The organism is Blautia sp. NSJ-140 (assembly GCF_022868965.1).
GTDB lineage: Bacteria > Bacillota > Clostridia > Lachnospirales > Lachnospiraceae > Blautia_A.
In genome coordinates this window covers 118,108-141,069 of record NZ_JALIFS010000001.1, presented here as the reverse complement: position 1 = coordinate 141,069, position 22,962 = coordinate 118,108, and the positions used below count along the sequence as shown (strand labels likewise).

Below are 22,962 nucleotides of genomic sequence, written 5' to 3'. Positions count from 1 at the left end.
AAGATTCTATTTACAAAACACCGAAAGTGTTCAGTTTTTTATCATTATGTCTGTTTTGATAAGTTTTTATTCTGTAGTCATTTCTGCTGTTTTGTTTCTGGTGGCAAAATTGCGGATGGCGTTGTCGATGCTTCCGTACAGTGCGGTTGCGGTATCATCTGCGATTTCGCGATAATCTTCACGCATGCCGTTTTTGATCCAGTCCAGCATGATCCCTACAAAGCTGTATTTATACAGATCTGCGATAAAAATTTTCTGTTCATCCGTGATGGAGATGTCTTTTGATTTTTCTGTTACCACGCCCATAAGAAGACCGCAGGTAAGCTGGAACAGATAATTCTCGATCTGTTCCCGCCCCACGCAGCGGTATACATTTAAGATAAACGGCTTGTTTTCCATCACGGCATCAAAGATCTGCAGAAGCCCTTCATGCCATGTGGAAGAGGTTTTTTTGCCCTGAAGGGCAATTCTGGCATCTTCCAGACAGCACCACTCCACAAGATCATAGATATCTTTGAAATGATAGTAAAAAGTCATGCGGCTGATACCGCAGTCCGTAGTCAGGTCATTGATGGTGATCTTATCTAAAGGTTTCTTAAGAAGCAGATGCTTCAGGGATTCTTCCAGGGCAAGCTTGGTTGCATTTGTCATGTTTTGCGGCCTCCTTTGGTAATGTTGTGGTTATTAATATAACATGAAAGTGCACAGGAAATCCATGTCAAACAGTGACTTTTCTGTGAAATTATGATAAACTGAAACCCGGAATGTTTTGTGAAACAGAATGGAGTGTATTATGAAAAAGAAATCAGCTTGCATCCTGCTGGTTTTTGCTGCCGTGATAGTACTTACTTATATGACAGGAGAATCCTATTACAGAGGAATCAGTGAAAAAGCAGGGTTGGATGAACAGGAAGAGAAAATATATAAATACCAGTACGACATGATCGTGGACAGCCCTGATTCCCAGTTCTGGCAGGCAGTATATGACAGTGCGAAGAAAAAAGCAGCTTCCAATAATGTACTGCTTGAGATCATGGGGTCGGATAGAGAAACATCCTATAATAAACTTGATTATATGAATATGAGCATTGCGGCCAAGGCGGATGGTATTATCCTGCAGTATAATGGAGAAGCCGGTCTGGAAGAAGCAATCAATACTGCAGTAAGAAACGGAATACCGGTGGTTACAGTCATGAGTGATGCGGTGCACAGCCGCCGCCAGAGCTTTGTGGGAGTCAGCGATTATCAGCTTGGCATGGCTTACGGGGAAATTGTTGCCAGATATGTGAATGAGAACACGAAGAAGATCCTGATCCTGCAGAAACGGGACATTGATGATATGAACGAAAGTCAGATATACACTCAGATCAGCAATGCGGTGAAGATGGCAGCTGGTTCTGAGGATATTGAGATCAAGGGAAGGAATCTTCTGTCAACAGGAACCTTTGAAACAGAGGAGGCAGTTACTGATATTTTTCAGCAGAAGCGGAATGTTCCGGATATACTTGTGTGTATGGATGAGGAGACAACGGAGTGTGCAAGACAGGCAATTCTGGATTTCAACCTTGCAGGAAAAGTGAAGATCATTGGTTATTATACATCTGAGGATATTCTGGCGGCAGTTGAAAAAGGTGTTATTTCAGTTACCTGTGATGTGGACACGACCCAACTGGGACAGTACAGTGTGGAGGCAGTTACCAGCTATATAGAAGATGGAAGAACCAATTCTTTCTACAATGTAGACATTAATTTTCTTGACAGAACAGCAGTGGAGAAGATGAGGAGGGAGGCAGTCACAGATGAAAAAGATCCGTTGGAGTGACTTTTCTCTTGTAAGCAAGATCATGATCGAGGTTGGAGTGCTGGCAGTTTTACTGTTCAGCATCAACATGCTGTTTTATGCGCGGATCAACAACTCCATGCAGGAGATGGATGATGTGTATGCCAGCAATGCCCAGATCACAGAGCTTGGGCAGGTTTTTGACGATGTGCAGGACAGTATGTACCAGTATCTGAAGGTAAAAAGCTCCCAGGCACTGATGGATTATTATCAGAATGAGGCGAAATACAGGCAGGAGCTGGAGAAGTTAAATGAACGGAATATTGATGATTCCGTAAAACTTCTGGAGAAGAAGATACGTAAGATGTCGGAATCATATCTTTCCTGTACCGCAGGAACTGTAGCTGCCAAGAGAGGCAGGAATGTGGAGAAATATAAGCAGGAATATGATGAAAGTCTGGAGCTTTACAGTTATATCCAGAGTTCTATGGATGAGCTGAACAAGCAGCTTTTTAAAGAAAATTCCCAGACTTATGCAGCTCTCCGGGCGGTTATGAGATATCTGGAGATCAGTAATATGATGATCATGCTTCTGGTGGTGATCTGTGGAATGTTCTTTCTGATCATGGCAACAAGGGAGATGTTCCTGCCGCTGACTAATATGGCAGAAACTGCACAGCTGGTAGGTCAGGGGAATTTTAATGTAAAGATGCCCCCAGCAGATTCCAGGGATGAGCTTGGAACGGTAACAAGAGCCTTTAATACCATGGTGGATAATCTTGGTCTTTACATTGCCAGGACAAAGGCCAGCATGGAAAAAGAACAGCAGATGATAGAGAGGGAGCTTTTGATGGAAACACATCTCAAGGAGGCACAGCTTAAATATCTCCAGTCTCAGATCAACCCGCATTTCCTTTTTAATTCCCTGAATGCAGGAGTACAGCTTGCAATGATGGAGGATGCAGAAAAAACCAGTATCTTTGTGGAAAAGATGGCGGATTTTTTTCGCTACAATGTAAAGAAGGGTGAGGAAGATGCCACACTGGAGGAAGAACTGGAGGCTGTGGACAATTACATTTATATTCTGAATGTACGGTTTGCCGGGGACATCCATTTTTCAAAAAAAGTGGAATGTGATGTGGAAAATGTACGTGTTCCCAGTATGATCCTGCAGCCGGTTGTGGAAAACGCAGTCAATCATGGAATCCGGAATATAGATTGGGAAGGACATATTGATCTCAGTGTGGAGAGATGGAACGACCATATTGAGATCAGTGTTCGGGATAACGGACTGGGCATGACCGGAGAACAGATACAAAGAGTACTGTCAAAAAAAGTCCACAGCAGTTCAGGCGAGGGTGATTCCACGGGAATCGGAATGAATAATGTGATCAGCCGTCTGGAACTGTATTATGAGCGGGACGGATTAATGGAAATATACAGTGAAGGTGAAGGAATGGGAACAGAGGTAGTGATCAATATTCCTCTGGAGAGGAGCGAAAAAAATGTACAGAATCCTGATTGCTGATGATGAGGGGATCATGCTGGAATCCCTGAAAAATATTATAAGTTCCAACTATGGAAATGAATGTGAGATCCATACAGCCAAGACAGGCCGTGTGGTTGTGGAGGAGGCGGAGAAATATCCGCCGGATATCTGCTTTATGGACATTCAGATGCCGGGCTTAAGTGGGATCCAGGCAATCCGGGAAATCCAGAAATTTAACAGATCTGTGGTCTTTGTGATCATTACAGCCTATGATAAATTTAATTATGCCAAGGAAGCGGTAAGTCTTGGAGTTATGGAATTTCTTACCAAGCCGGTAAACAAAAAGGTGATTCTGGAAATATGCTCCAAAGCTATGGAAAAGGTAGATTCCACAAGACAGAAGCGAAGCGATGATCTCCGTATCCGTGAAAAACTGGAGACAGTTGTGCCCATGATCGAAAGCGGATATATTAATAATATTCTTCTGCAGGATGATTTTCAGACATATCAGGATAATTACAGGGAGCTTCTGGATATCCGGGAAGAATATGGATATATGATCGTGGCTGAATTCGGGGATTCTACGGAAAATGGTGTTCTTACCAATGCGGTGGGGGCCAGTGTGAAGGCAAACAAATTTTATTCCACATTCCGGGAAATCACTCAGGGATTTTTTGAATGTCTGGTAGGACCCATTATGGGAAACCGTATTGTACTGCTTGTTCCGTACCGTAATTCCAGGGAGTCCTATGAGGAACGTGTGGAGGTTGTAACAAGAACCAGAAACATGGTACATAAGCTGGAAAGCAGGATTGACAGTAAATTTCGCTGTGGTATCGGCCGGGTGAAGGAGATGGGAAGCACCATGAAAGAATCCTTCAAGGAGGCCATGATCGCACTTCGGGAAAGCACCAGCCATGTGATACATATTGAGGATGTTCCGGCTGCACAGAAATATGACGGCGAATATCCAAGAGATCTGGAACGTCGCTATGAAAAGCGGGTGATGGATAAGGATGTGGCAGGAGCTTTAAGCTGTGCCGAGGAATTTATCCGGTGGATGGAGAAGCAGCCGGGAGTAGATCTGGAGGACATGCGCATCAAGATCCTGGAGCTTGTGATGGGAGTGGAAAAAAAGGCCTTTTTTGCAGGTACCGTGAAATATGCGATCAGCTGCCGCAGAAATTATATTCATGAGATCCAGGAATATACAGACATAGAAGGGATGAAAAAATGGTTCCTGGGCAAAACATCAGAAATCTGCAGTAACATGGAAAGTGCAAGGGAAAAAGAAGCGGTTTCCATTATCGAAAAAGCAAAGTCCTATATCCGGGATAATTACAAAAAAGATATTTCATTGGATGAGGTGTCACGGGAGGTGGATATCAGCCCTTATTATTTCAGCAAGCTTTTTAAGCAGGAGACCGGAGGAAATTTTATCGAGTATCTTACAGAAGTGCGGCTTCGGAATGCAAGAGAACTTCTCAAGGATTCAGGGCTTTCCATCAAGGAGATCTGTGCGGAATCCGGATACAGCGACCCCAATTATTTCAGCAGGATATTCAAGAAATACGAAGGCGTGACACCAAGTGAATTCAGAGAGAGGTTGAGGTAGACAATATGAGCGGGGGGAAAATGATCAGGAAGCTGTTGATCTTGCTGTGTCTGTTGACATTGATGCTGAATGGCTGCGCTTCCGAAAAAACAAAGCAGACAGCTGCACAGGAAAACGATACAGAGGAAGACAGTGGTGAAAAGAAAATTCAGATCGGTCTTACAGTGGATTCCTTTGTTATTGAGAGGTGGATCCGTGACAGGGATGTATTCGTGGCAACCGCAAGGGAATTGGGAGCGGAAGTGAATGTTCAGGATGCGGGAGCAGATACAAAAGAGCAGATCAGCCAGATCGACTATTTTATCAAGAAGCATATGGATGTGATCGTGATCATTGCCAGAGACTGCAAGGCATTATCTGAGGCTGTGGAGCGTGCCCATAATGTAGGAATCAGGGTGATCTCCTATGACCGTATGGTAAATGATGCGGATACAGATATGTATATTTCCTTTGATAACCGGAAAGTCGGAGAGGTTATGGCACAGTCCATGATGGAAGCGATCCCTGATGGCGGAAAGATTTTTATGATCCAGGGATCTGCTTCAGATAACAATGTGGACATGGTAAAAGAGGGATTTGAAGACACTCTGAAAAACAGTGATCTGAAGGTGGTTTACAAAGCCAACTGTGAAGGCTGGATCGCGGAGCTGGCAGCAGATTATGTGGAGGAAGCACTGGAAGAGTATCCTGATGTAAAGGGAATCATGTGCGGAAATGATGATATTGCCAGCCAGGTGATACAGATTCTTGCGGAAAACCAGCTTGCCGGACAGGTGATCGTGGTAGGCCAGGATGGTGATCTGGCTGCATGTCAGCGTATTGTGGAAGGAACCCAGTACATGACAGCATTTAAATCTATCGAAGATCTGGCACGCCAGGCAGCTGAATATGCGGTGAAGATGGCAGAAGAGGGAAAGATTTCGTCAGATGTGACAGATACCATGAACGATGGAAGCTACGATATCCCGGCGAAGGTGCTGGAACCGGTTGCCGTTACAAGGGATAATATTGATGAGGTGATCATTGACGGCGGTTTCCACAGACGAGATGAAGTATATCTCAATATAGATTACGATACAGAGTAATGCAGAACAGATTACATACCGGCATATATGTGGCAGTGAAATTCTGCAAGTAATGTGGCAGTGTATCCATATGCGCAATAATACACAATTATGACAAAAATCAATAGCAGATTTTTGGTGCAAAAATGTCTTGCCTGATGCAGGGCATTTTTCTTTTGCAAAAAAATGTCTCTGTCCTTGCCAACTATGTCCAGACAGTCCTGTGCTATAGTAACATCATCAAAGGAAACGTGATTCCAAAAACAAATAATGAAACGGAGGATTTTACAATGAAAAGAAAAATGGTATCTGCACTTCTTTGCGCAACAATGGTAGCTGGTATGGTGGTAGTTCCGGCAGCAACAGCACAGGCAGCAGACAAGAAACTGATCGGTGTTACCATGCCGACCAAGGATCTCCAGAGATGGAACCAGGATGGCGATAACATGAAGAAAGAGCTGGAGGCAGCAGGATATGAGGTAGACCTTCAGTATGCATCCAATGATGTAAGCACACAGGTTTCCCAGCTTGAGAACCAGGTAGCAAACGGATGTGACCTTCTGGTTGTGGCATCCATCGATGGAAGCAGCCTTGGCGAGCCTCTGAAACAGGCCAAAGAAAAAGGAATTCCGGTTATCTCTTATGACCGTCTTCTTATGAATTCCGATGCAGTAACCTATTATGCAACATTTGATAACTACAAAGTAGGTCAGAAACAGGGCGAGTACCTGGTAGATGCACTGGATCTTGACAATCAGGACGGACCATTCAATATTGAGCTGTTCACAGGAGATCCTGGCGATAACAACTGTAACTTCTTCTTCGGTGGTGCAATGGATGTTCTCCAGAAATACATCGATGACGGTAAGCTGGTAGTAAAATCCGGTCAGACAGAGTTCGAGCAGGTTGCTACAGCTAACTGGGACAGTGCAAAAGCACAGGACAGAATGGATACTATCATCGCAGGTAACTACTCTGACGGAACAAACCTTGACGCAGTTCTCTGCTCCAACGATTCCACAGCCCTTGGTGTTGAGAATGCACTGGCAGCTTCCTACACAGGAGAATATCCGATCATTACTGGTCAGGACTGTGACACACCAAACGTTAAGAACCTTGTAGCAGGAAAACAGGCAATGTCTGTATTCAAAGATACAAGAGCTCTTGCATCTGCAGTAGTAAAAATGGTTGACTCCATCATGAAAGGTGAGGAGCCGGAAGTGAACGATACAAAATCCTATGATAACGGAACCGGTGTCATCCCGACATACCTTTGCGATCCGGTTGTTGTTACAACAGATAACTACAAAGAGATCCTGATCGACTCCGGATACTACACAGAGGATCAGATCAAATAATCAGAATTTTTAAGAAAGAAATTTATCACATGCAGGCGGGGAATATAACCGCCTGCATGAACAGTGGAAAGGGAGGGAAATTGAGTTGGCTAAGATACTTCTGGAAATGAAAAATATCACCAAAACTTTCCCAGGTGTAAAGGCACTGGATAATGTTAATCTCCAGGTCGAGGAAGGCGAGATCCACGCACTGGTAGGTGAAAACGGTGCCGGTAAATCTACATTGATGAATGTATTAAGTGGTATTTATCCGTACGGTTCGTATGAAGGAAATATTATTTATGATGGTGAGATCTGTAAGTTTAACACTATCAAAGACAGTGAACATAAAGGAATTGTAATCATCCACCAGGAACTTGCTCTGATCCCGTACATGACCATCGGGGAGAACATGTATCTGGGTAATGAAAGAGGCAAAAGCTTTTCCATCAACTGGAATGAAACTTATGGAGAAGCAGATAAATATTTGAAAATAGTAGGACTGGAGGAATCCTCCAGAACTTTGATCAAGGATATTGGTGTAGGTAAGCAGCAGCTGGTTGAGATCGCAAAGGCACTTGCAAAGAATGCAAAGCTGCTCATTCTGGATGAGCCTACCGCATCACTGAATGAAGATGACTCCAAAGCTCTTCTGGATCTTCTTCTGAAATTCAAGAAGCAGGGAATGACCTCTATCATCATTTCCCATAAATTAAATGAAATCTCCTATGTAGCAGATAAGATCACAGTTATCCGAGATGGATCTACCATTGAAACACTGGATAAAAATAAAGACGATTTTTCTGAGCAGAGGATCATTCAGGGAATGGTTGGACGTGAGATGACAGACCGGTTCCCGAAACGTCCAAATGTAAAGATCGGCGATGTTTCCATGGAGATTAAAAACTGGAATGTTTATCATCCGCTGTATACAGAACGTAAGGTGGTAAATAACGTATCCTTTAAAGTACATAAAGGAGAGGTTGTCGGTATTTCAGGACTGATGGGAGCAGGACGTACAGAACTGGCTATGAGTATTTTTGGCAAGAGCTATGGAACTAAAATTTCTGGACAGGTGTTCATGAACGGAAAAGAAGTGAAGCTGAATACAGTTCAGGAAGCCATCGACAACAAGCTTGCTTATGTTACAGAGGATCGAAAAGGAAACGGGCTGATCCTTTCCAAGTCCATAAAGATGAACACTACGCTTGCAAACATGTCCGGTATCAGTAATGGAAAAGTGATCGATACGGATAAAGAATACGCAGTTGCTGAGGAATACAGGAAGAAACTGAAAACCAAGTGTCCGACAGTTGAGCAGAATGTCGGAAACCTGAGCGGTGGTAATCAGCAGAAGGTCCTTCTTGCAAAATGGATGTTTGCAGAGCCGGATATTCTGATCTTGGATGAACCTACAAGAGGTATTGACGTAGGTGCCAAATATGAAATCTACTGTATCATCAATGACCTGGTCGCAGCAGGAAAATCTGTGATCATGATCTCTTCTGAGCTTCCGGAAGTGCTTGGAATGTCAGACAGAATCTATATCATGAACGAGGGCAGATTCGTAGGTGAGGTAAGTGGTGAGGAAGCTACATCTGAGCTGATCATGTCCAGGATCGTGAAGTCAGGTAAAGGAGAGTAAGAAGATGGAGAAAAAGATTAGTTTTTCAGAAATATTAAAAAAATATACCATGGTCATTGTTCTGGTATTTGTTGTGATCATGTTTTCTGTGAACACAAAGGGCGTTATGCTTCTTCCGCAGAATGTAAATAACCTGGTAGCCCAGAATGCATATGTATTTATTCTTGCAACCGGTATGCTGTTCTGTATTTTAACAGGTGGTAACATCGATCTGTCAGTTGGTTCTGTTGTATGCTTTGTTGCTGCTGTCGGTGGTAAGATGATGGTTCTCAACAGTATGAACCCGTATCTCACTATGATCGTGATGCTTCTTGTGGGTATTGCCATTGGTGCATGGCAGGGATTCTGGATCGCTTATGTACGAATTCCTCCATTTATTGTTACTCTGGCAGGTATGCTTGCTTTTCGTGGCCTTTCCAACGTAGTTCTGGAAGGACAGACCCTGGCTCCGATGCCGGATGCTTATCTGGCTTTGTTCAATAACTATATTCCGGACTTCCTTGGTGGAGGTGAAGGATTTAACAGAACATGTTTCGTAGTTGGCATTATTGTCTGCATCGTCTATGTTGCACTTGTTATGAAAAACCGTGCAGACCGTGCAAAGAAAGGCTACAGTGTTGAGTCTTTCGGTGGTGTTGCAGTGAAGATGGTTCTGATCTGTGTAGTTGTTCTTGCATTCATGTTCAGACTTGCTCAGTATAAAGGTATCCCAAATTCCCTTCTCTGGGTTGCAGTGATCATCGCAATCTATACATATATTGCTTCCAAGACTACAACAGGTCGTTATTTTTATGCAGTTGGCGGTAATGAGAAGGCAACAAAGCTTTCCGGTATTGATACCAATAAAGTTTATTTCCTGGCTTACCTGAATATGGGTCTTCTGGCTGCGATTGCCGGTATGGTTACTATGGCGAGACTGAATTCATCCAACCCACAGGCTGGTACAAACTTCGAGATGGATGCGATCGGTGCATGTTTCATCGGTGGTGCTTCTGCTTATGGTGGTACCGGTACAGTTCCCGGTGTTATCATTGGTGCCCTCCTTATGGGTGTTCTGAACCTTGGTATGAGTATCATGGGTATTGACCAGAATATCCAGAAGGTTGTCAAAGGTATGGTTCTTCTTGCAGCCGTTATCTTTGATGTTGTAAGTAAGAGAAAATCCTTTATCGTAAAATAATAAAAATGAATGAAGTTTAGCAGCAGGCTTTCGGAAAGATCTGAAGTCTGCTGCTTTTTTGCATAGGAAATCATTCTGCAACAGGATTCTTTTTTGCTGTTGTTTTATGTGAGAGTTTTTTGTCAGATTTTGTGGTTTTATGGGGGATATGCTTGTTTTTGGGGGAGCGTTATATTATAATAAGGGAAAGTTAGTGATTTACGATTTTGTGTTGTCGGGAGGCTGTGATGGGAAATACAGTGACGATTTGTTTTGCGAATAATAAGGGCGGCAGCGGAAAGTCCACCAGCTGTTCCAATGTAGGTGCGGCACTGGCCGGTATGGGGAAGAAGGTTCTTCTCGTGGACGGCGATATGCAGCTGAATCTTTCCCTTTCGTTTTTTGATGAAGAAGAAGTTCTGAAAATGGCTGCCGGGGAAAAAAATCTCTACTATGCCATTGGTCATCAGTCGGATCTCAGCGATTTTATCGTGCATACGAAGTATGAGAATCTGGATCTGGTTCCGTCGTCTACGCTGATGAGCTCCGTGGAATATGAGCTCTTTACGAAATGGCAGAGAGAATTTATCCTGCGGAAATGCCTGCAGAAGATCAAGGATTCCGGGGTGTATGATTACATTCTCATCGATGCACCGCCGACTCTTGGCGGCTGGGTGATGAATATCCTGTGCGCATCGGATTACGTTCTGGTTCCGGTGGAGGCCAGCCCGTGGGGCATGTTTGGTCTTGCAAATATGTTTGATTTCCTGAATGAGGTCCGTGAGATCGCTCCGGCGCTTCAGGTTCTGGGAATCGTGGTGACCAAGGCAGATGCCAGAAAGAATTATTTCAAACAGACCATGGAGACTTTGAAAGAGATGGAAGGAATCTATCTTTTCGAATCCTTTATCCGTGTGGACAGCTCTATCGAATGGTCACAGGACAGCAGCGAGCCGGTTGTGGAATTCAAAAAAAGCAGCCGCAGCGCAAAAGAATATATAGCATTGGCAGAGGAGGTAATGAATCGTGTCAGTAGGTAAAGCAAGCATCGCAAGAGCAGTAAATGCAGAGAAAACAGCAAAGACAGAAGAGAAAGTTACAGAGGTAAAAGTGGCAGAAAAGCCGACAGAAGTAAAGACAGAAACAGGAGAGAAAGCTGCTGAAAAAACAGTCGAAAAGAAAACCCCAGCGAAAGCTCCGGCAAAGAAGACCACAGCAAGGAAGGCAGCCACAACAAAAACAACAGCAAAGAAAACCACCACCAGAAAGACAACAACACGAAAAACTGCAGCTAAGAAAACAGCCGCCGCAGAAACCACAACAGGAACCGTAGCTCAGAATGTGATCAGTGGAGGAAACGCCGACGAACTCCAGGCCAAGTTCCTCACCCCAAAGAAAGACGAGCCGGACAACAACCAGCCGGTAGGAATCAAGGATGAGCTTCCGGTTTATTTGCTGTAATTGTAATACAGAAGGAATATTCGCAAAGTTCATTAAAAAAACTGTCGCAGACTCTGTGCCATAATCCAGACACAGCGTTTGCGGCAGTTTTTATATATTGCTACATCCAGTGGGACAGCGAAGCGCCTCCCACGTCCGTACGTCACAGTCATCATTCAACCCATTCTGTCTTGATGAATCTGGCGTGCCCAAGAGGGTGGGAGCTCGAGGGAGGGTCTTCGGGCCAATGTCATTTAGTTAGGGACGCCCTATTCCCAAAAGTTACAGTGTATGGTAAAAAAAGACTATACACTGTAACTTTTTTATTATGCAAAGGAGATGTGCCTATGAATTCAGCGTTTACTTATAATTATGAATTGCTCATGTCACTCATTTCTGAACTGGAGAGCGAAATAAACTCTTTTGTCACCAGACCTGGTATTGATTTTTCCAGGAAACGTAAGATATCTTTTCAGGATACGATCCTTTTTCTTTTAACTATGAGGGGCGGTTCTCTCAATACAGCATTTTTTGATTTCTTTTCATGCCGGTCTCAAAAAGATCTCCCATCCCTTTCTGCTCTCCAGCAGCAACGGGCCAAGATACATCCGTATGCTTTTTATCATCTTCTGCACCGTTTTTCACGATCACTTCCCTCTGAACATGATTATGAGGGTTTTCAGCTTCTTGCATGTGATGGCTCGGATCTGAACATCTTTTATAATCCGGATGATAAAGACAGCTGTAAGCCTTCCGGTTCCGGAAAAAAAGGCTCCAATCAGCTTCATCTTCATGCCCTATATGATCTTTGTAATAAAAAATATGTGGATGTCCTTATTGAAAAAACAATGGTCAGCAATGAATCCCGTGCATTGATACAAATGCTGCGGAATATACCTCACCCTGACAGAACGATCATACTGGCCGATCGCGGATATGAAACTTACCATGTCTTTGCACACATCATGGCAAAAGGTCTCTCCTTTGTCATCCGTACAAAAGATATTTTCAGCAAAGGGGGCATTTCCCGCGGCTTTCGTCTTCCGGACCGGGAACTGGATGAAGAGCTGGATTTTTTTATTACGCGTAGTACGGTCCACTCTAAACGGGACCCGATAAGATATAAAAAACTTTCTCCCGGATCTGCATTTGACTTTCTGAATCTGGAAAAAGATGGAAAACAGGCTGTTTATCCCATGCACCTGCGGCTGGTACGTTTTCCGCTGGATACAGGGGAATATGAATGTATTGTCACGAATCTGGGAAAAGACCGTTTTCCTCCGGAAAAAATAAAAGAACTATATCATTTAAGATGGGGGGTCGAGACTTCATTCCGAAAACTGAAATATAATATCGGGGTATCGAATCTTCATTCAAAGAAGGCGGAATATGTAGAACAGGAAATATACGCACGTATCATCATGTACAATTTCTGCGAATCAGTTACCGCACATGTAACTGTCAAACAGAAAGACCAAAAATACGTTTATCAGATAAATTTCACAATGGCTGTACATATCTGCAAAATTTTCCTGCAAAAAAGCTGTTCCACAATCCCGCCGCATATCGAGACACTCTTGCTGCAATACCTGACTCCGGTCAGACCCGGCCGGAAATTCCCCCGTTCCAAGAAGATGAAAGGTTTTGTAGCCTTTGGATATAGAGTATCTTAATATAAGAATACTATAATTTTTAAGAATAGAAAAGAGGTTGTTTAAAAACTGTAATTGCCTGCCAAGGGGGAAGTCTGTGCGTTTTGGGGTATTATATGATGAAAACTTACAGCATAACTTATATCCTAAAAATATTTTTTAATAAAAAGTCCCTAACTAAATGACATTGTCTTCGGGCTTCGCAACTCTGAGATGACCCTCCCTCGTATCTTATTTACATATTGTAATACGCAGCATACAATCCATTCTTCTCAAGCAGCTCAGCATGAGTACCGCGTTCAGCAATACCATCCTCTGTGATCACAATAATCTCATCCGCATCGCGAATGGTAGACAACCGGTGCGCGATCGTAATGGTAGTACGATTTTTCGAAAGCTCTTCCAGACTCTTCTGGATCCAACGTTCGCTTTCGTTATCCAGAGCGCTGGTGGCCTCATCCAGGATCAGGATCGGAGGATTCTTGAGGAATACACGTGCAATGGAGATTCGCTGCTTCTGTCCGCCGGAAAGGCGTGTGCCACGTTCTCCCACATAAGTATCGTATCCATCCGGCAGCTCCATGATAAAGTCATGGATACTCGCACATTTGGCGGCTTTGATGATCTCCTCATCGGAAGCTCCTGGCTTTCCGTAGGCAATATTATCCTTGATGGTTCCGTCAAAAAGATAGACATCCTGCTGTACCATACCGATCTGGCTTCGAAGGCTCTTAAGAGTCAGCCCGCGGATATCCTTTCCGTCTACAGTAATGGAACCGCCGGTCACATCATAAAATCTGGGCAGGAGAGAGCAGATCGTGGTTTTTCCGCTTCCGGAAGGTCCCACCAGGGCAATGGATTTTCCTGCCGGGATATCAATAGAGATATCGGAAAGCACAGGAGTTTCATCATCGCTGTAATGAAAAGAAACATGGTCGTAACGCACATGTCCTTTCACGTCCGTAAGCTCTGCAGCGTTGTCTGCATCCCTGATCTCGGATTCTGTTTCCATCACATCCAGGAAACGGCGGAAACCGGAAAGACCCTTCTGCATCATTTCCACAAGTTCCACCAGGATCTGGATGGGGCTGATAAAGATTCCGATATACAGGGCATACATGGCAAGATCTGCAGTCTGCATTTCACCCTGAGCGATCAGATAGCCGCCGTAAACAAGAGTTACCAGGTACATCATGCCCTGGAAGAAAAGATTGGAACTCATGAAGCTTCCCATGCAGTGATAATTATCTCTTTTGGAAATAAGGAACGCCTCATTGCTTTTCTTAAATTTGGCACGCTCGATGTCCTCGTTTGCGAAGGACTGCACCACGCGGATTCCGGAAAGCGTATCCTGAAGACTGGCATTTACATCTCCGATCTTACGACGGTTTTCCATGAAGGTTTCCTGCATTTTTGCATTCTGGCGGAAGGAAAACACAAACATCACGATCACCAGGAGGATCAGCGGCAGTGCAAGTTTTTTGTTGATAAAGAACAGGAAGATAAAAGCACCGACGATCTTTACCAGGGAGATAAAAAGATTCTCTGGACCATGATGTGCAAACTCGGAAATGTCAAAAAGGTCACTGACCAGCTTACTCATCATCTGACCGGAATTATTCCTGCTGTAATAGGAAAAAGACAGCTCCTGGTAATGGTCAAAAAGCTCCCGGCGCATATCACGTTCCATCTTTGCACCCATCATATGTCCCTGATAGGTTACATAATATTTGCAGAGACTCTGCACAATGTACATAACAAAAAGAGAAGCTGCGATCACAGGGAGGGCATGAAGAATAATATCCTTATCCTGTGTAAAGAGAGTTTTTGTCATAGTACGAAGAATCTGGGGATAAGCAAGATCTACCAGACTGATAACGGCCGCGCAGATCAGGTCAATAAAAAAGACCGCTTTGTACGGGCCGTAGTAGTGGATGAATTTCTTGATGGTATTCATCGGAAAAAGTACCTCCGTTTTTATGAAATGTATAGTGTTGTCTGAGCAAAAAACATTGCTGCCGGACATTCTATGTTCATCTTATCATAAGTAAGAATAAAGTCAAGATAAGTGAATTTCAGGTCTGTTTCGTTTCTGCATACTTTCTGAGAATAGAAACTATACGGCCGCTGTTCACAGGAAATATTCCGCGAGGGATTGTTGGCAACGGAGCGGATAGTGATATGAGGAGATATCTTTTTTGGAAAAAATCAAATTACTCCTTGACACAGAAGAACAAAACCCGTATAGTGTATTTCAGATTTGGTGTGTAACTGATAAGCAGGCATTAACCAGTCATAAATGTTATTATTTTTATTTGACGTTTATGGGGGTTGGTGTCTTTTTTTGTTGCCCACTTAAAAGACTCCCGCTCCAAAACGTCGAAAGAAAAGGAGAGAGAACATGAAAGACAAGATTTTCGGAGTTTTGCAGCGAGTGGGACGTTCCTTTATGCTTCCCATAGCAATCCTTCCTGTGGCAGGCCTGCTTCTTGGATTCGGCAGTTCCTTCACAAATGAAACAACCATTGCAACCTACGGACTTCAGAAGCTTTTGGGAGACGGAACGATTTTACATGCACTCCTGATCATTATGAACAAAGTCGGAAGCGCGGTATTTGATAACCTGCCGCTGATCTTTGCAGTAGGTGTGGCCATCGGTATGGCAAAAAAAGAGAAAGAGGTAGCAGCTCTTTCTGCACTGATTGCTTACTTCGTTATGAATGTAGCCATCAATGGTATGCTGGTAGTAAATGGTAAGATCACAGCAGACGGACAGATCGCAAAAAGCGTTCTGGAAGGTACTGTAACATCTGTCTGCGGTATTCAGTCCTTACAGATGGGTGTGTTTGGCGGTATTATCGTCGGCCTTGGTGTTGCGGCTCTGCACAACCGTTTTCATAAGATCGTGCTTCCAAACGCACTTTCCTTCTTCGGTGGTTCCAGATTTGTGCCCATCATTTCCACCATTGTGTATATGTTTGTTGGAATCCTGATGTATTTCGTATGGCCGGCAGTTCAGAACGGTATTTATGCTCTGGGCGGTCTTGTAACAGGCAGCGGTTATGTCGGAACTCTGATCTTTGGTATTATCAAACGTGCGCTGATCCCCTTCGGACTTCATCACGTATTTTATATGCCATTCTGGCAGACAGCCGTTGGAGGGACTATGGAGGTTGCAGGTCAGATGGTACAGGGCGGACAGAACATCTTCTTCGCTCAGCTTGCAGATTCCGCAAATGTGGCGCATTTCAGTGCAGATGCAACAAGGTACTTTTCCGGAGAGTTCATTTTCATGATCTTCGGTCTTCCGGGAGCTGCTCTTGCCATGTACCGCTGTGCAAAGCCTGAGAAGAAAAAAGCAGCAGGCGGACTTCTTCTTTCCGCAGCCCTTGCATGTATGCTTACAGGAATCACAGAGCCACTGGAGTTTTCCTTCCTGTTTGTAGCTCCTGCATTGTTTGCGGTACAGGTTGTTCTTGCAGGCGCGGCTTATATGATCGCACATATGCTGAACATTGCAGTAGGACTTACCTTCTCCGGCGGTTTCCTTGATCTGTTCCTGTTCGGAATCCTTCAGGGAAATGCAAAGACAAGCTGGCTCAGGATTATCCCGGTTGGTATCATTTACTTTATTCTCTACTATGTGATCTTCACCTTCCTGATCAAAAAGTTCAACTTCAAGACTCCGGGACGTGAGGATGACGACACAGAAACAAAGCTTTATACAAAAGCAGATGTAAACGCAAGAAAAGAAGCCGGAAAAGCCGGTGAAGCAGCAGGAAGCACATCCGCAGACCCGGTAAGCGAAGCCATCACAGCCGGCCTTGGAGGAAAGAAAAACATCAGTGATGTGGACTGCTGTGCAACAAGACTCCGTATCACCGTCCATGATGCAGCAAGAGTCAACGACGATATTCTGAAAACAACAGGTTCCAGAGGAATCGTGAAAAAAGGCCAGGGTGTCCAGATCATCTACGGTCCGCAGGTAACTGTGATTAAATCCAAGCTGGAGGATTATCTGGAGACAGCGCCAAATGAATATTTTGAAGGTGCAAATGAGACAGAAACAGACAATACGGAAAATCAGGCTCAGTCTGATACAGAGCGCATAGCAGAAAGTACAGGTGAGGCTGTTCAGAACACAGCTCCGACATCCGAAGCCAACACGCAGCCGGAGAAAAAGGTCCTCAGAACAGCTATCGTCTACAGCCCGGTAACCGGTATCGCAGCAGACCTTTCCACAGCGCCGGATGAAGGCTTCGCAGAAGGAATGATGGGAGAGGGTGCGGTAGTCACACCGAAGGATCCGGTGATCTGTGCTCCGGAAGACGGCGAGGTAGAGTTTATTTTTGACACAAAGCATGCTATCGGATTCCAGACAGATACAGATCTTCCAATGCTTCTCCATATCGGAATTGACACTGTAAAGCTGGAAGGAAAAGGCTTTGAGATCCTGGTAGAGCAGGGACAGCATGTGAAAAAGGGTGAGCCGCTGATGCGGATCGACATCCCATATCTTACAGAAAACGCTCCGTCCTTATGTTCTCCGATCCTTTGTACAGAGATCGAGGATAATCAGAGAGTACGCCTTCTTGCCAATGGAGAGATCAAGGCAGGGGAGCCGCTGTTCGCAGTGGAGACTGTGGAAGAATAAGAAATTTTTCAGCAATAATATAGATGATTGGTTTTGTGAAAAGCGCGCCTAATGCCCGGGCGCGCTTTTCCTGTGGCAAAGAAAATAACTGTCCGTCAGAAGGACTTTACACAAAAGACAGATTCTGTTACGATAAAGAAAATCGATAGCTGCAGACAAAAATGTTGACTGAAAATCCGGGGTAGACAGTGGTGGAATGTGGAAAAGCAGCAGGATATATAAAAATGGTGGGGAAAAAAGATGTACAGAGTGAGCAAGGTATTGAACAATAACGGCATCATTGCCATAGATATGGAGGAAAACCAGGAATATGTGCTTCTGGGAAAAGGTGTGGGATTTGGAAAGAAGGTCAGTCAGCGTTTGGAGGCTCCGGCAGACTGTACCCTTTACAGGCTGGCTCAGGAGACAGAACGTGGCTCAGCAAAAGAACTGGCAAAGAGCGTAGCACCGGAATTTCTGGAGATCGCAGATGAGATATTGAGAGAAGCTGAGAAGACCTTTGGGGATACCATAGACAGAAGGATCCTGTTTTCCCTTGCTGATCATATTTCCTTTGCGGTGGGACGTATCCGGAATCATGAGCAGATCAGCAATCCTCTGACCGATGATATCAAGGTGCTTTTTTACAGCGAATTCAAGGTGGCGGAGGTACTGAAGAAGATCCTGAAGGAGCGGATGGATATTGAGATCGACGAGCATGAGGTGGGATATGTGGCACTTCATATTCACTCAGCACTTGGAGATGAGAAGGTGTCTGTTGCCATGCAGACAGCAAGAACGGTGCGGGAATGCATCGCCATGATCGAGATGGCCACAGGAAGAAAGATCGATGTGATCTCCCTGTCCTACAACCGTATGATGAACCATATCAAATATATGGTAGCCCGTGTCTCCACAGGGGAGACACTGAAGCTGGATATGAATGAATATATAGAAGAAAAATATCCGGAATCTTACAGGATCGCAGAGGATGTCTGCGAGAGCCTGGGCAAAAGCCTTGGGAAAAAGCTGGACCCTATCGAGATCGGTTATCTTGCCATGCATATTGAGAGGACAGTGGAGCAATAAACATAAATGGCTGATCCGCCTCAGGGATTTATACGATAAATTCAATAGCTTTTTTGACAGCAGTACTCATGGCAGTGCTGCTGTTTGTGACTAAGCAGACCTCTCTCTGAGGGAGCGGCTCCTTAAGCTGAAAGGCAAAAACCTTACCGTCATTGATCACTTCCCGGGCAAGGGGTTCCGGGTAAAAGCCGATTCCTAGATTGTGGACAACCATGGGAAGGACCTGGTCTGTAGTTGCGGCCTCGATATCAGGATGAAAAGAAACACGGTTTTCCATAAAGTAATTCATATACATTTCTCTTGTGCTGGTCCCTTCCGCAAGACCTACAAAGGGCAGGTCCTGAAGCTCATGGATGCTGATGGGGGCAGTGGTCAGATCCTTATATTTGCTTCCGCATACAAGAATCTCCCGGTAACGCAGGAGACTTTTTTTCTGTAAAGGCTTGCGGATAGAAATCGGAGTGGTGACAATAGCGAAATCTACCGCATAATTCTTCAGTGCCTGTACAGCCTGTGGAGTGGAATGGTTGAAGAGGCGCAGGCGAACATGGGGATATTGCTCGCGGAACAGCTCCAGCTTTTCCAGAAGGATCAGACGCAGGGCATTTTCGCTGGCACCGATGGAAACCAGACCATGTTCCAGCTCTCCGTTCTGGCGGATCTCCTCCTCACCGATGGACAGCTGCTCAAATGCCAGGGCAACGTGTTCATAAAGCTGGCGTCCCTCCGGGGTAAGTGCGATTCCCTTGTTGGATCGGAGAAAGAGAGTACATTTCAGCTCCTGCTCCAGGTTGTTCATACAGCGGGTGATATTTGGCTGGTTGTTGTGAAGAGCCCGTGCTGCCTTGGTGAAACTCTTATACTGGGCTACATAATAAAAGATCCGGTAGTAGTCGTAAGTGATCATGTATAGTCTCCATCCTGTGATATGATTTTAATATGTTTACGATATTAATAATACTTTTTACATTTGCTTCTGAGCAAACTATAATACACCCGAGGAAAAAAATCAATGACAGGAGTGATTTAGAGTGGTTTCAGGAGGCAGAAAGCTGCAGAACGCAGACCGGCAGATGTCAGAAGCTTTTATCACAAGTGCATTTCTGGCAATGTCCGGCGGATTTCAGGATGCCTACACATACTTTACAAGAGATGAGGTGTTTTCCAACGCCCAGACAGGCAATGTGGTTCTGATGAGCCATAATTTTATGACAGGACAGTGGGGAGACGGTTTAAGGTATCTGTTCCCTATTTTAGCCTTTGCCATTGGTGTTGTAGCGGCGGAGCGAATCCAGAACACCTTTAAATATGCAAAAAAACTTCACTGGAGGCAGATGATCCTGCTGATCGAGATCCTGATCCTTTTTGTGGTGGGATTTATGCCGGGAGAATTGGATATGCTGGCAACCGCACTGGTATCCTTTTCCTGCGCCATGCAGGTACAGACATTCCGGAAGGTAGGCGGTTATTCCTATGCAAGCACTATGTGCATCGGAAATTTACGAAGCGGCACGGCGGCATTGTCCGTGTATTGTCGTGAAAAACGTCCGGAACAGCTGAAGCAGGCTCTTTATTATTTTGGAATAATTTTCTTTTTTGCCATTGGAGCCGGTGGCGGAGGAAATCTGTCCATGAGGCTGGGAATCCCGGCAATCTGGGTATCGGATGTTTTGCTTCTGATCAGCTTTATTCTGATGTTTTCCAGTAAACATAGAGATTAGAAAGGGTGAGGAATTGTGGAAAACAGCACATTATTCCCAAGAGAGGAAAAGGCGGAGCTTTTATTTGAAAAGATCCTGAAGGATCCGGAGGCGTGCAGACGGCTGACGGAGACCTTCTATGAATCCATGGATGCGGATACAGACATAGAATGCGGATATCTTCCTCCGGAAAAATTCGCCTATGCATTGCTGGACGCATATAAAAACCGTGATCTGACTGCTCTCCTTATGGCGATCTGCCAGAACAGTATGTTTGATCTTCTGCGAAATTCTTTTCTGGCACCGTTCAGGTTCAATGCAGATGGACAGGAGAATCCGGTATTTCTCACAGATGAAAAAGGAAATTTTCTGCGGGAAAAGGGAATCCATGTAAGTGACAGGGATTACGACCGATTTCGCAGGATATACAGGGAGAAACCTGGTGTAAAGATGTATCTGGCGTATGGCTACCGGAAGCGACATGCCTATGATGAAGCTACCATGGAAGTAGAAGAGTACAAAATGGGCGAACATATCGGTGTGCTGCTGGTGTATGAGCTTCCGAACAGCGTAAAGGAAAAAGAAACGGAGGCACAGGCCTATGCGGCTGTATGGGATATCATGATGGCAATTCAGAAGAAGCTTCCAAGAGCTTTTGTGTATTATGGGCAGGATTCTGTGGAGGATGGTGGAAAACGTTATGATGGACTGGGCGTTTTTCTCCCCATCCATAAATTTGCGGACCGCCTGGAAAAAATGATCGGAATCGCTGATGAGATCGTAATGAAATAGAGTGTGCAAAAAAGGACTGCTTTTGTATTGCTCCGGTTATCAGAAGGATAGCTGATGACCGGAAGCTACAGAAAGCAGTCCTTTTTGTATGCCCATCAGGTGCAGTAGCGGAACATTTTGTCCGTAAGGATCCTGGCGAAAATAAGGCCCAGGGGAAGAGCAACGATGATCAAGATCGCAGCTGCAAACCAGGAGGCGGAAACATTCAGGGACATGATCCCCAGATTGTAGATCGCCCGGTAGAGATAAAGTCCGGGAACCATGATCACAATAGATGGTACGGTAATGGAAATCCTGGGATATCCCACTTTTGTTTTGATGAGGGAGGCCAGAAGTCCGGCTGTCAGTGCTCCGAAAAAAGCCGCGGCAGCAGGTGGGAAACCGGCAAGATCAACAAGCTCCAGACGCAAAGTGTTGGACAGTGCGCCGATGAAGGCGGCAGCTGCGGCTAGCCGCACAGGACTGTTGAACATGACTGAAAAGCCGAATACCCCGCAGAAGCTTGCCAGAAGCCGGAACAGGATCCTCTGAGCTGCCGAAAGCTCCAGAGGCAGGAAATCCACAGGCTTCAGATGAAGAAGCAGTGCCATCAGCCAGGCAGAGACAGCAGCCACCATTACAACAATAATGGCGTAGGCCAGTCGTTCCAGACCGGAACGCATATCCAGCTTGGCAAGGTCGATCCCGCTTGTGATAAACGGAAAGCCCGGAATGATAAACAGCATGGAACAGATGTACCCGGCCTCATGCTGGACGGAAATGTGGAACAGAAGCTCTGCCAGCTTCAGGAAGCCTGCATATACAAGACAGGCGGAGGAAACAGAAACTGCAATGCACATAAACAGAGTAAAATGATGCTTGCCAAGCTTGCAGCGGATGGCGTTTCCGATGCCTGCGCCTGCAAAAGCCAGGATCATTTCCAGCGGGCCACCGCCCAGAAGAAAAGTAAATGCACTACAGGCCAGTGCAGAAGCCAGTCCCAGGGCTGCAGGGGAATAAAGCCCGTGGATCCGCTCGATCTCATCTAACTGACTGTGCAGTGCTTCACCGCTCATATGGATACCCTCCACAGGAAAATCACTGACAAAATGTTCCAGCCTGTTCAGTCTGGAAGTATTTACGCCGGTGGTAGTCAGACTAAGTGCATGGGAAAAACTGCTCTCACCGTCAAAGCAGGTGTAGCTTATAGACATTAGTCCGATATCTGCGGAGCAGGTGATGCCAAGTGCTTCTGACAATGTATTCATGGAACTCCGTACCCGCCAGGCACCGGTCCCACAGGAGAGAAGCATCATGCCTGTACGGCCGATCAGGGAAGCTTTTTCGGAAAGAGAAGCCTCGGTGATGGGCTGGCTGTTCCTGGCGCTTACGTAGTTGTGCCAGGGGATTTTCATATGATTACGTTTAACCGGAATATCTGACACAGAAATCACTTCTTTCTATATATTAAAATAGTATAGTTATTATTATAAATATATATAATAACTATAATCAGATATATTGTAGCCATTATTCTGAAAAAGTCAAGTGTAGATGAAATAAAATCTGACAGTACTAAAACGTCACT

At 44.9% G+C, this 22,962-nt stretch carries 18 protein-coding genes; 14 read left to right on the top strand and 4 right to left on the bottom strand.

Features of this window, described 5'->3' with window-relative positions; translation table 11 throughout:
* Positions 1 to 66: 66 nt before the first annotated feature.
* On the bottom strand, positions 67 to 651 hold the full coding sequence (locus MUB50_RS00635) for a TetR/AcrR family transcriptional regulator (RefSeq protein ID WP_118623487.1): 585 nt from the start codon (positions 649 to 651) through the stop codon (positions 67 to 69).
* A 142-nt stretch (positions 652 to 793) separates the two neighbouring features.
* On the opposite strand from MUB50_RS00635, the gene MUB50_RS00630 reads away from it, so the two are divergent.
* The 10 genes from MUB50_RS00630 to MUB50_RS00585 all read left to right on the top strand — a co-directional run bounded on the left by MUB50_RS00630 (position 794) and on the right by MUB50_RS00585 (position 13,202).
* A complete protein-coding gene (locus tag MUB50_RS00630) occupies positions 794 to 1,822 on the top strand; it encodes a sugar ABC transporter substrate-binding protein (protein WP_118623489.1) in 1,029 nt (342 codons plus the stop codon).
* Positions 1,800 to 3,308: a sensor histidine kinase gene (locus tag MUB50_RS00625; RefSeq protein WP_118623491.1), complete on the top strand. Its 1,509-nt coding sequence runs from the start codon at positions 1,800 to 1,802 to the stop codon at positions 3,306 to 3,308. The genes MUB50_RS00630 and MUB50_RS00625 overlap by 23 nt, the downstream gene beginning before the upstream one ends.
* A complete protein-coding gene (locus tag MUB50_RS00620; protein ID WP_118623493.1) occupies positions 3,286 to 4,884 on the top strand; it encodes a response regulator transcription factor in 1,599 nt (532 codons plus the stop codon). The genes MUB50_RS00625 and MUB50_RS00620 overlap by 23 nt, the downstream gene beginning before the upstream one ends.
* 5 nt (positions 4,885 to 4,889) lie before the next feature.
* Positions 4,890 to 5,969 (top strand): sugar ABC transporter substrate-binding protein, encoded by a 1,080-nt coding sequence (locus MUB50_RS00615; protein WP_243101075.1) that lies wholly within the window; start codon positions 4,890 to 4,892, stop codon positions 5,967 to 5,969.
* A gap of 308 nt (positions 5,970 to 6,277) precedes the next feature.
* Positions 6,278 to 7,306 carry a multiple monosaccharide ABC transporter substrate-binding protein gene (chvE, locus tag MUB50_RS00610; RefSeq protein ID WP_227588556.1) on the top strand — a complete coding sequence of 343 codons (1,029 nt, stop codon included), beginning with the start codon at positions 6,278 to 6,280 and terminating at the stop codon, positions 7,304 to 7,306.
* A gap of 85 nt (positions 7,307 to 7,391) precedes the next feature.
* Positions 7,392 to 8,930, top strand: a complete 1,539-nt coding sequence (gene mmsA / locus MUB50_RS00605; protein WP_092070227.1) for a multiple monosaccharide ABC transporter ATP-binding protein — start codon at positions 7,392 to 7,394, stop codon at positions 8,928 to 8,930.
* Positions 8,931 to 8,934: 4 nt separating this feature from the next.
* A complete protein-coding gene (gene mmsB, locus MUB50_RS00600; protein WP_092070224.1) occupies positions 8,935 to 10,110 on the top strand; it encodes a multiple monosaccharide ABC transporter permease in 1,176 nt (391 codons plus the stop codon).
* 227 nt (positions 10,111 to 10,337) lie between these two features.
* The gene (locus tag MUB50_RS00595; protein ID WP_118513220.1) at positions 10,338 to 11,129 is read left to right on the top strand and encodes a ParA family protein; all 792 of its coding nucleotides are present in this window, start codon (positions 10,338 to 10,340) and stop codon (positions 11,127 to 11,129) included.
* Positions 11,116 to 11,550, top strand: a complete 435-nt coding sequence (locus tag MUB50_RS00590) for a hypothetical protein (RefSeq protein WP_147419607.1) — start codon at positions 11,116 to 11,118, stop codon at positions 11,548 to 11,550. Before MUB50_RS00595 ends, MUB50_RS00590 begins: the two co-directional genes overlap by 14 nt.
* A 326-nt stretch (positions 11,551 to 11,876) precedes the next feature.
* Positions 11,877 to 13,202, top strand: coding sequence for an IS4 family transposase (locus MUB50_RS00585; protein ID WP_182433924.1), 1,326 nt, complete (start codon positions 11,877 to 11,879; stop codon positions 13,200 to 13,202).
* 214 nt (positions 13,203 to 13,416) lie between these two features.
* On the opposite strand, the gene MUB50_RS00580 is transcribed toward MUB50_RS00585, so the two are convergent.
* Positions 13,417 to 15,138, bottom strand: a complete 1,722-nt coding sequence (locus MUB50_RS00580; RefSeq protein WP_118623499.1) for an ABC transporter ATP-binding protein — start codon at positions 15,136 to 15,138, stop codon at positions 13,417 to 13,419.
* 444 nt (positions 15,139 to 15,582) lie between these two features.
* Between MUB50_RS00580 and MUB50_RS00575 the strand changes: the two genes are divergently transcribed.
* A complete protein-coding gene (locus tag MUB50_RS00575) occupies positions 15,583 to 17,835 on the top strand; it encodes a PTS transporter subunit IIABC (RefSeq protein WP_118623501.1) in 2,253 nt (750 codons plus the stop codon).
* Positions 17,836 to 18,075: 240 nt separating this feature from the next.
* Positions 18,076 to 18,903: a PRD domain-containing protein gene (locus tag MUB50_RS00570; RefSeq protein WP_118623503.1), complete on the top strand. Its 828-nt coding sequence runs from the start codon at positions 18,076 to 18,078 to the stop codon at positions 18,901 to 18,903.
* A gap of 28 nt (positions 18,904 to 18,931) precedes the next feature.
* Here the strand turns inward: MUB50_RS00570 and MUB50_RS00565 are convergent, their stop codons facing one another.
* A complete protein-coding gene (locus MUB50_RS00565) occupies positions 18,932 to 19,810 on the bottom strand; it encodes a LysR family transcriptional regulator (protein WP_118623505.1) in 879 nt (292 codons plus the stop codon).
* Positions 19,811 to 19,976: 166 nt separating this feature from the next.
* Between MUB50_RS00565 and MUB50_RS00560 the strand changes: the two genes are divergently transcribed.
* Together MUB50_RS00560 and MUB50_RS00555 are read left to right on the top strand one after the other, a co-directional pair.
* Entirely contained in the window at positions 19,977 to 20,624 is a 648-nt protein-coding gene (locus MUB50_RS00560; protein ID WP_118513257.1) for a YoaK family protein, read from the top strand.
* A gap of 15 nt (positions 20,625 to 20,639) precedes the next feature.
* Positions 20,640 to 21,395 carry a DUF4866 domain-containing protein gene (locus tag MUB50_RS00555; protein WP_182433925.1) on the top strand — a complete coding sequence of 252 codons (756 nt, stop codon included), beginning with the start codon at positions 20,640 to 20,642 and terminating at the stop codon, positions 21,393 to 21,395.
* A gap of 95 nt (positions 21,396 to 21,490) precedes the next feature.
* Here the strand turns inward: MUB50_RS00555 and MUB50_RS00550 are convergent, their stop codons facing one another.
* Positions 21,491 to 22,789, bottom strand: a complete 1,299-nt coding sequence (locus MUB50_RS00550; RefSeq protein ID WP_182433932.1) for a threonine/serine ThrE exporter family protein — start codon at positions 22,787 to 22,789, stop codon at positions 21,491 to 21,493.
* Between the last annotated feature and the right edge of the window lie 173 nt (positions 22,790 to 22,962).

Coding starts and splice junctions, on each gene's coding strand:
- MUB50_RS00635 (WP_118623487.1), bottom strand. CDS start 651: ATGACAAATGCAACCAAGCTTGCCCTGGAAGAATCCCTGAAGCATCTG.
- MUB50_RS00630 (WP_118623489.1), top strand. CDS start 794: ATGAAAAAGAAATCAGCTTGCATCCTGCTGGTTTTTGCTGCCGTGATA.
- MUB50_RS00625 (WP_118623491.1), top strand. CDS start 1,800: ATGAAAAAGATCCGTTGGAGTGACTTTTCTCTTGTAAGCAAGATCATG.
- MUB50_RS00620 (WP_118623493.1), top strand. CDS start 3,286: ATGTACAGAATCCTGATTGCTGATGATGAGGGGATCATGCTGGAATCC.
- MUB50_RS00615 (WP_243101075.1), top strand. CDS start 4,890: ATGAGCGGGGGGAAAATGATCAGGAAGCTGTTGATCTTGCTGTGTCTG.
- chvE (WP_227588556.1), top strand. CDS start 6,278: ATGGTAGCTGGTATGGTGGTAGTTCCGGCAGCAACAGCACAGGCAGCA.
- mmsB (WP_092070224.1), top strand. CDS start 8,935: ATGGAGAAAAAGATTAGTTTTTCAGAAATATTAAAAAAATATACCATG.
- MUB50_RS00595 (WP_118513220.1), top strand. CDS start 10,338: ATGGGAAATACAGTGACGATTTGTTTTGCGAATAATAAGGGCGGCAGC.
- MUB50_RS00585 (WP_182433924.1), top strand. CDS start 11,877: ATGAATTCAGCGTTTACTTATAATTATGAATTGCTCATGTCACTCATT.
- MUB50_RS00580 (WP_118623499.1), bottom strand. CDS start 15,138: ATGAATACCATCAAGAAATTCATCCACTACTACGGCCCGTACAAAGCG.
- MUB50_RS00575 (WP_118623501.1), top strand. CDS start 15,583: ATGAAAGACAAGATTTTCGGAGTTTTGCAGCGAGTGGGACGTTCCTTT.
- MUB50_RS00570 (WP_118623503.1), top strand. CDS start 18,076: ATGTACAGAGTGAGCAAGGTATTGAACAATAACGGCATCATTGCCATA.
- MUB50_RS00565 (WP_118623505.1), bottom strand. CDS start 19,810: ATGATCACTTACGACTACTACCGGATCTTTTATTATGTAGCCCAGTAT.
- MUB50_RS00560 (WP_118513257.1), top strand. CDS start 19,977: ATGTCAGAAGCTTTTATCACAAGTGCATTTCTGGCAATGTCCGGCGGA.
- MUB50_RS00550 (WP_182433932.1), bottom strand. CDS start 22,789: ATGAAAATCCCCTGGCACAACTACGTAAGCGCCAGGAACAGCCAGCCC.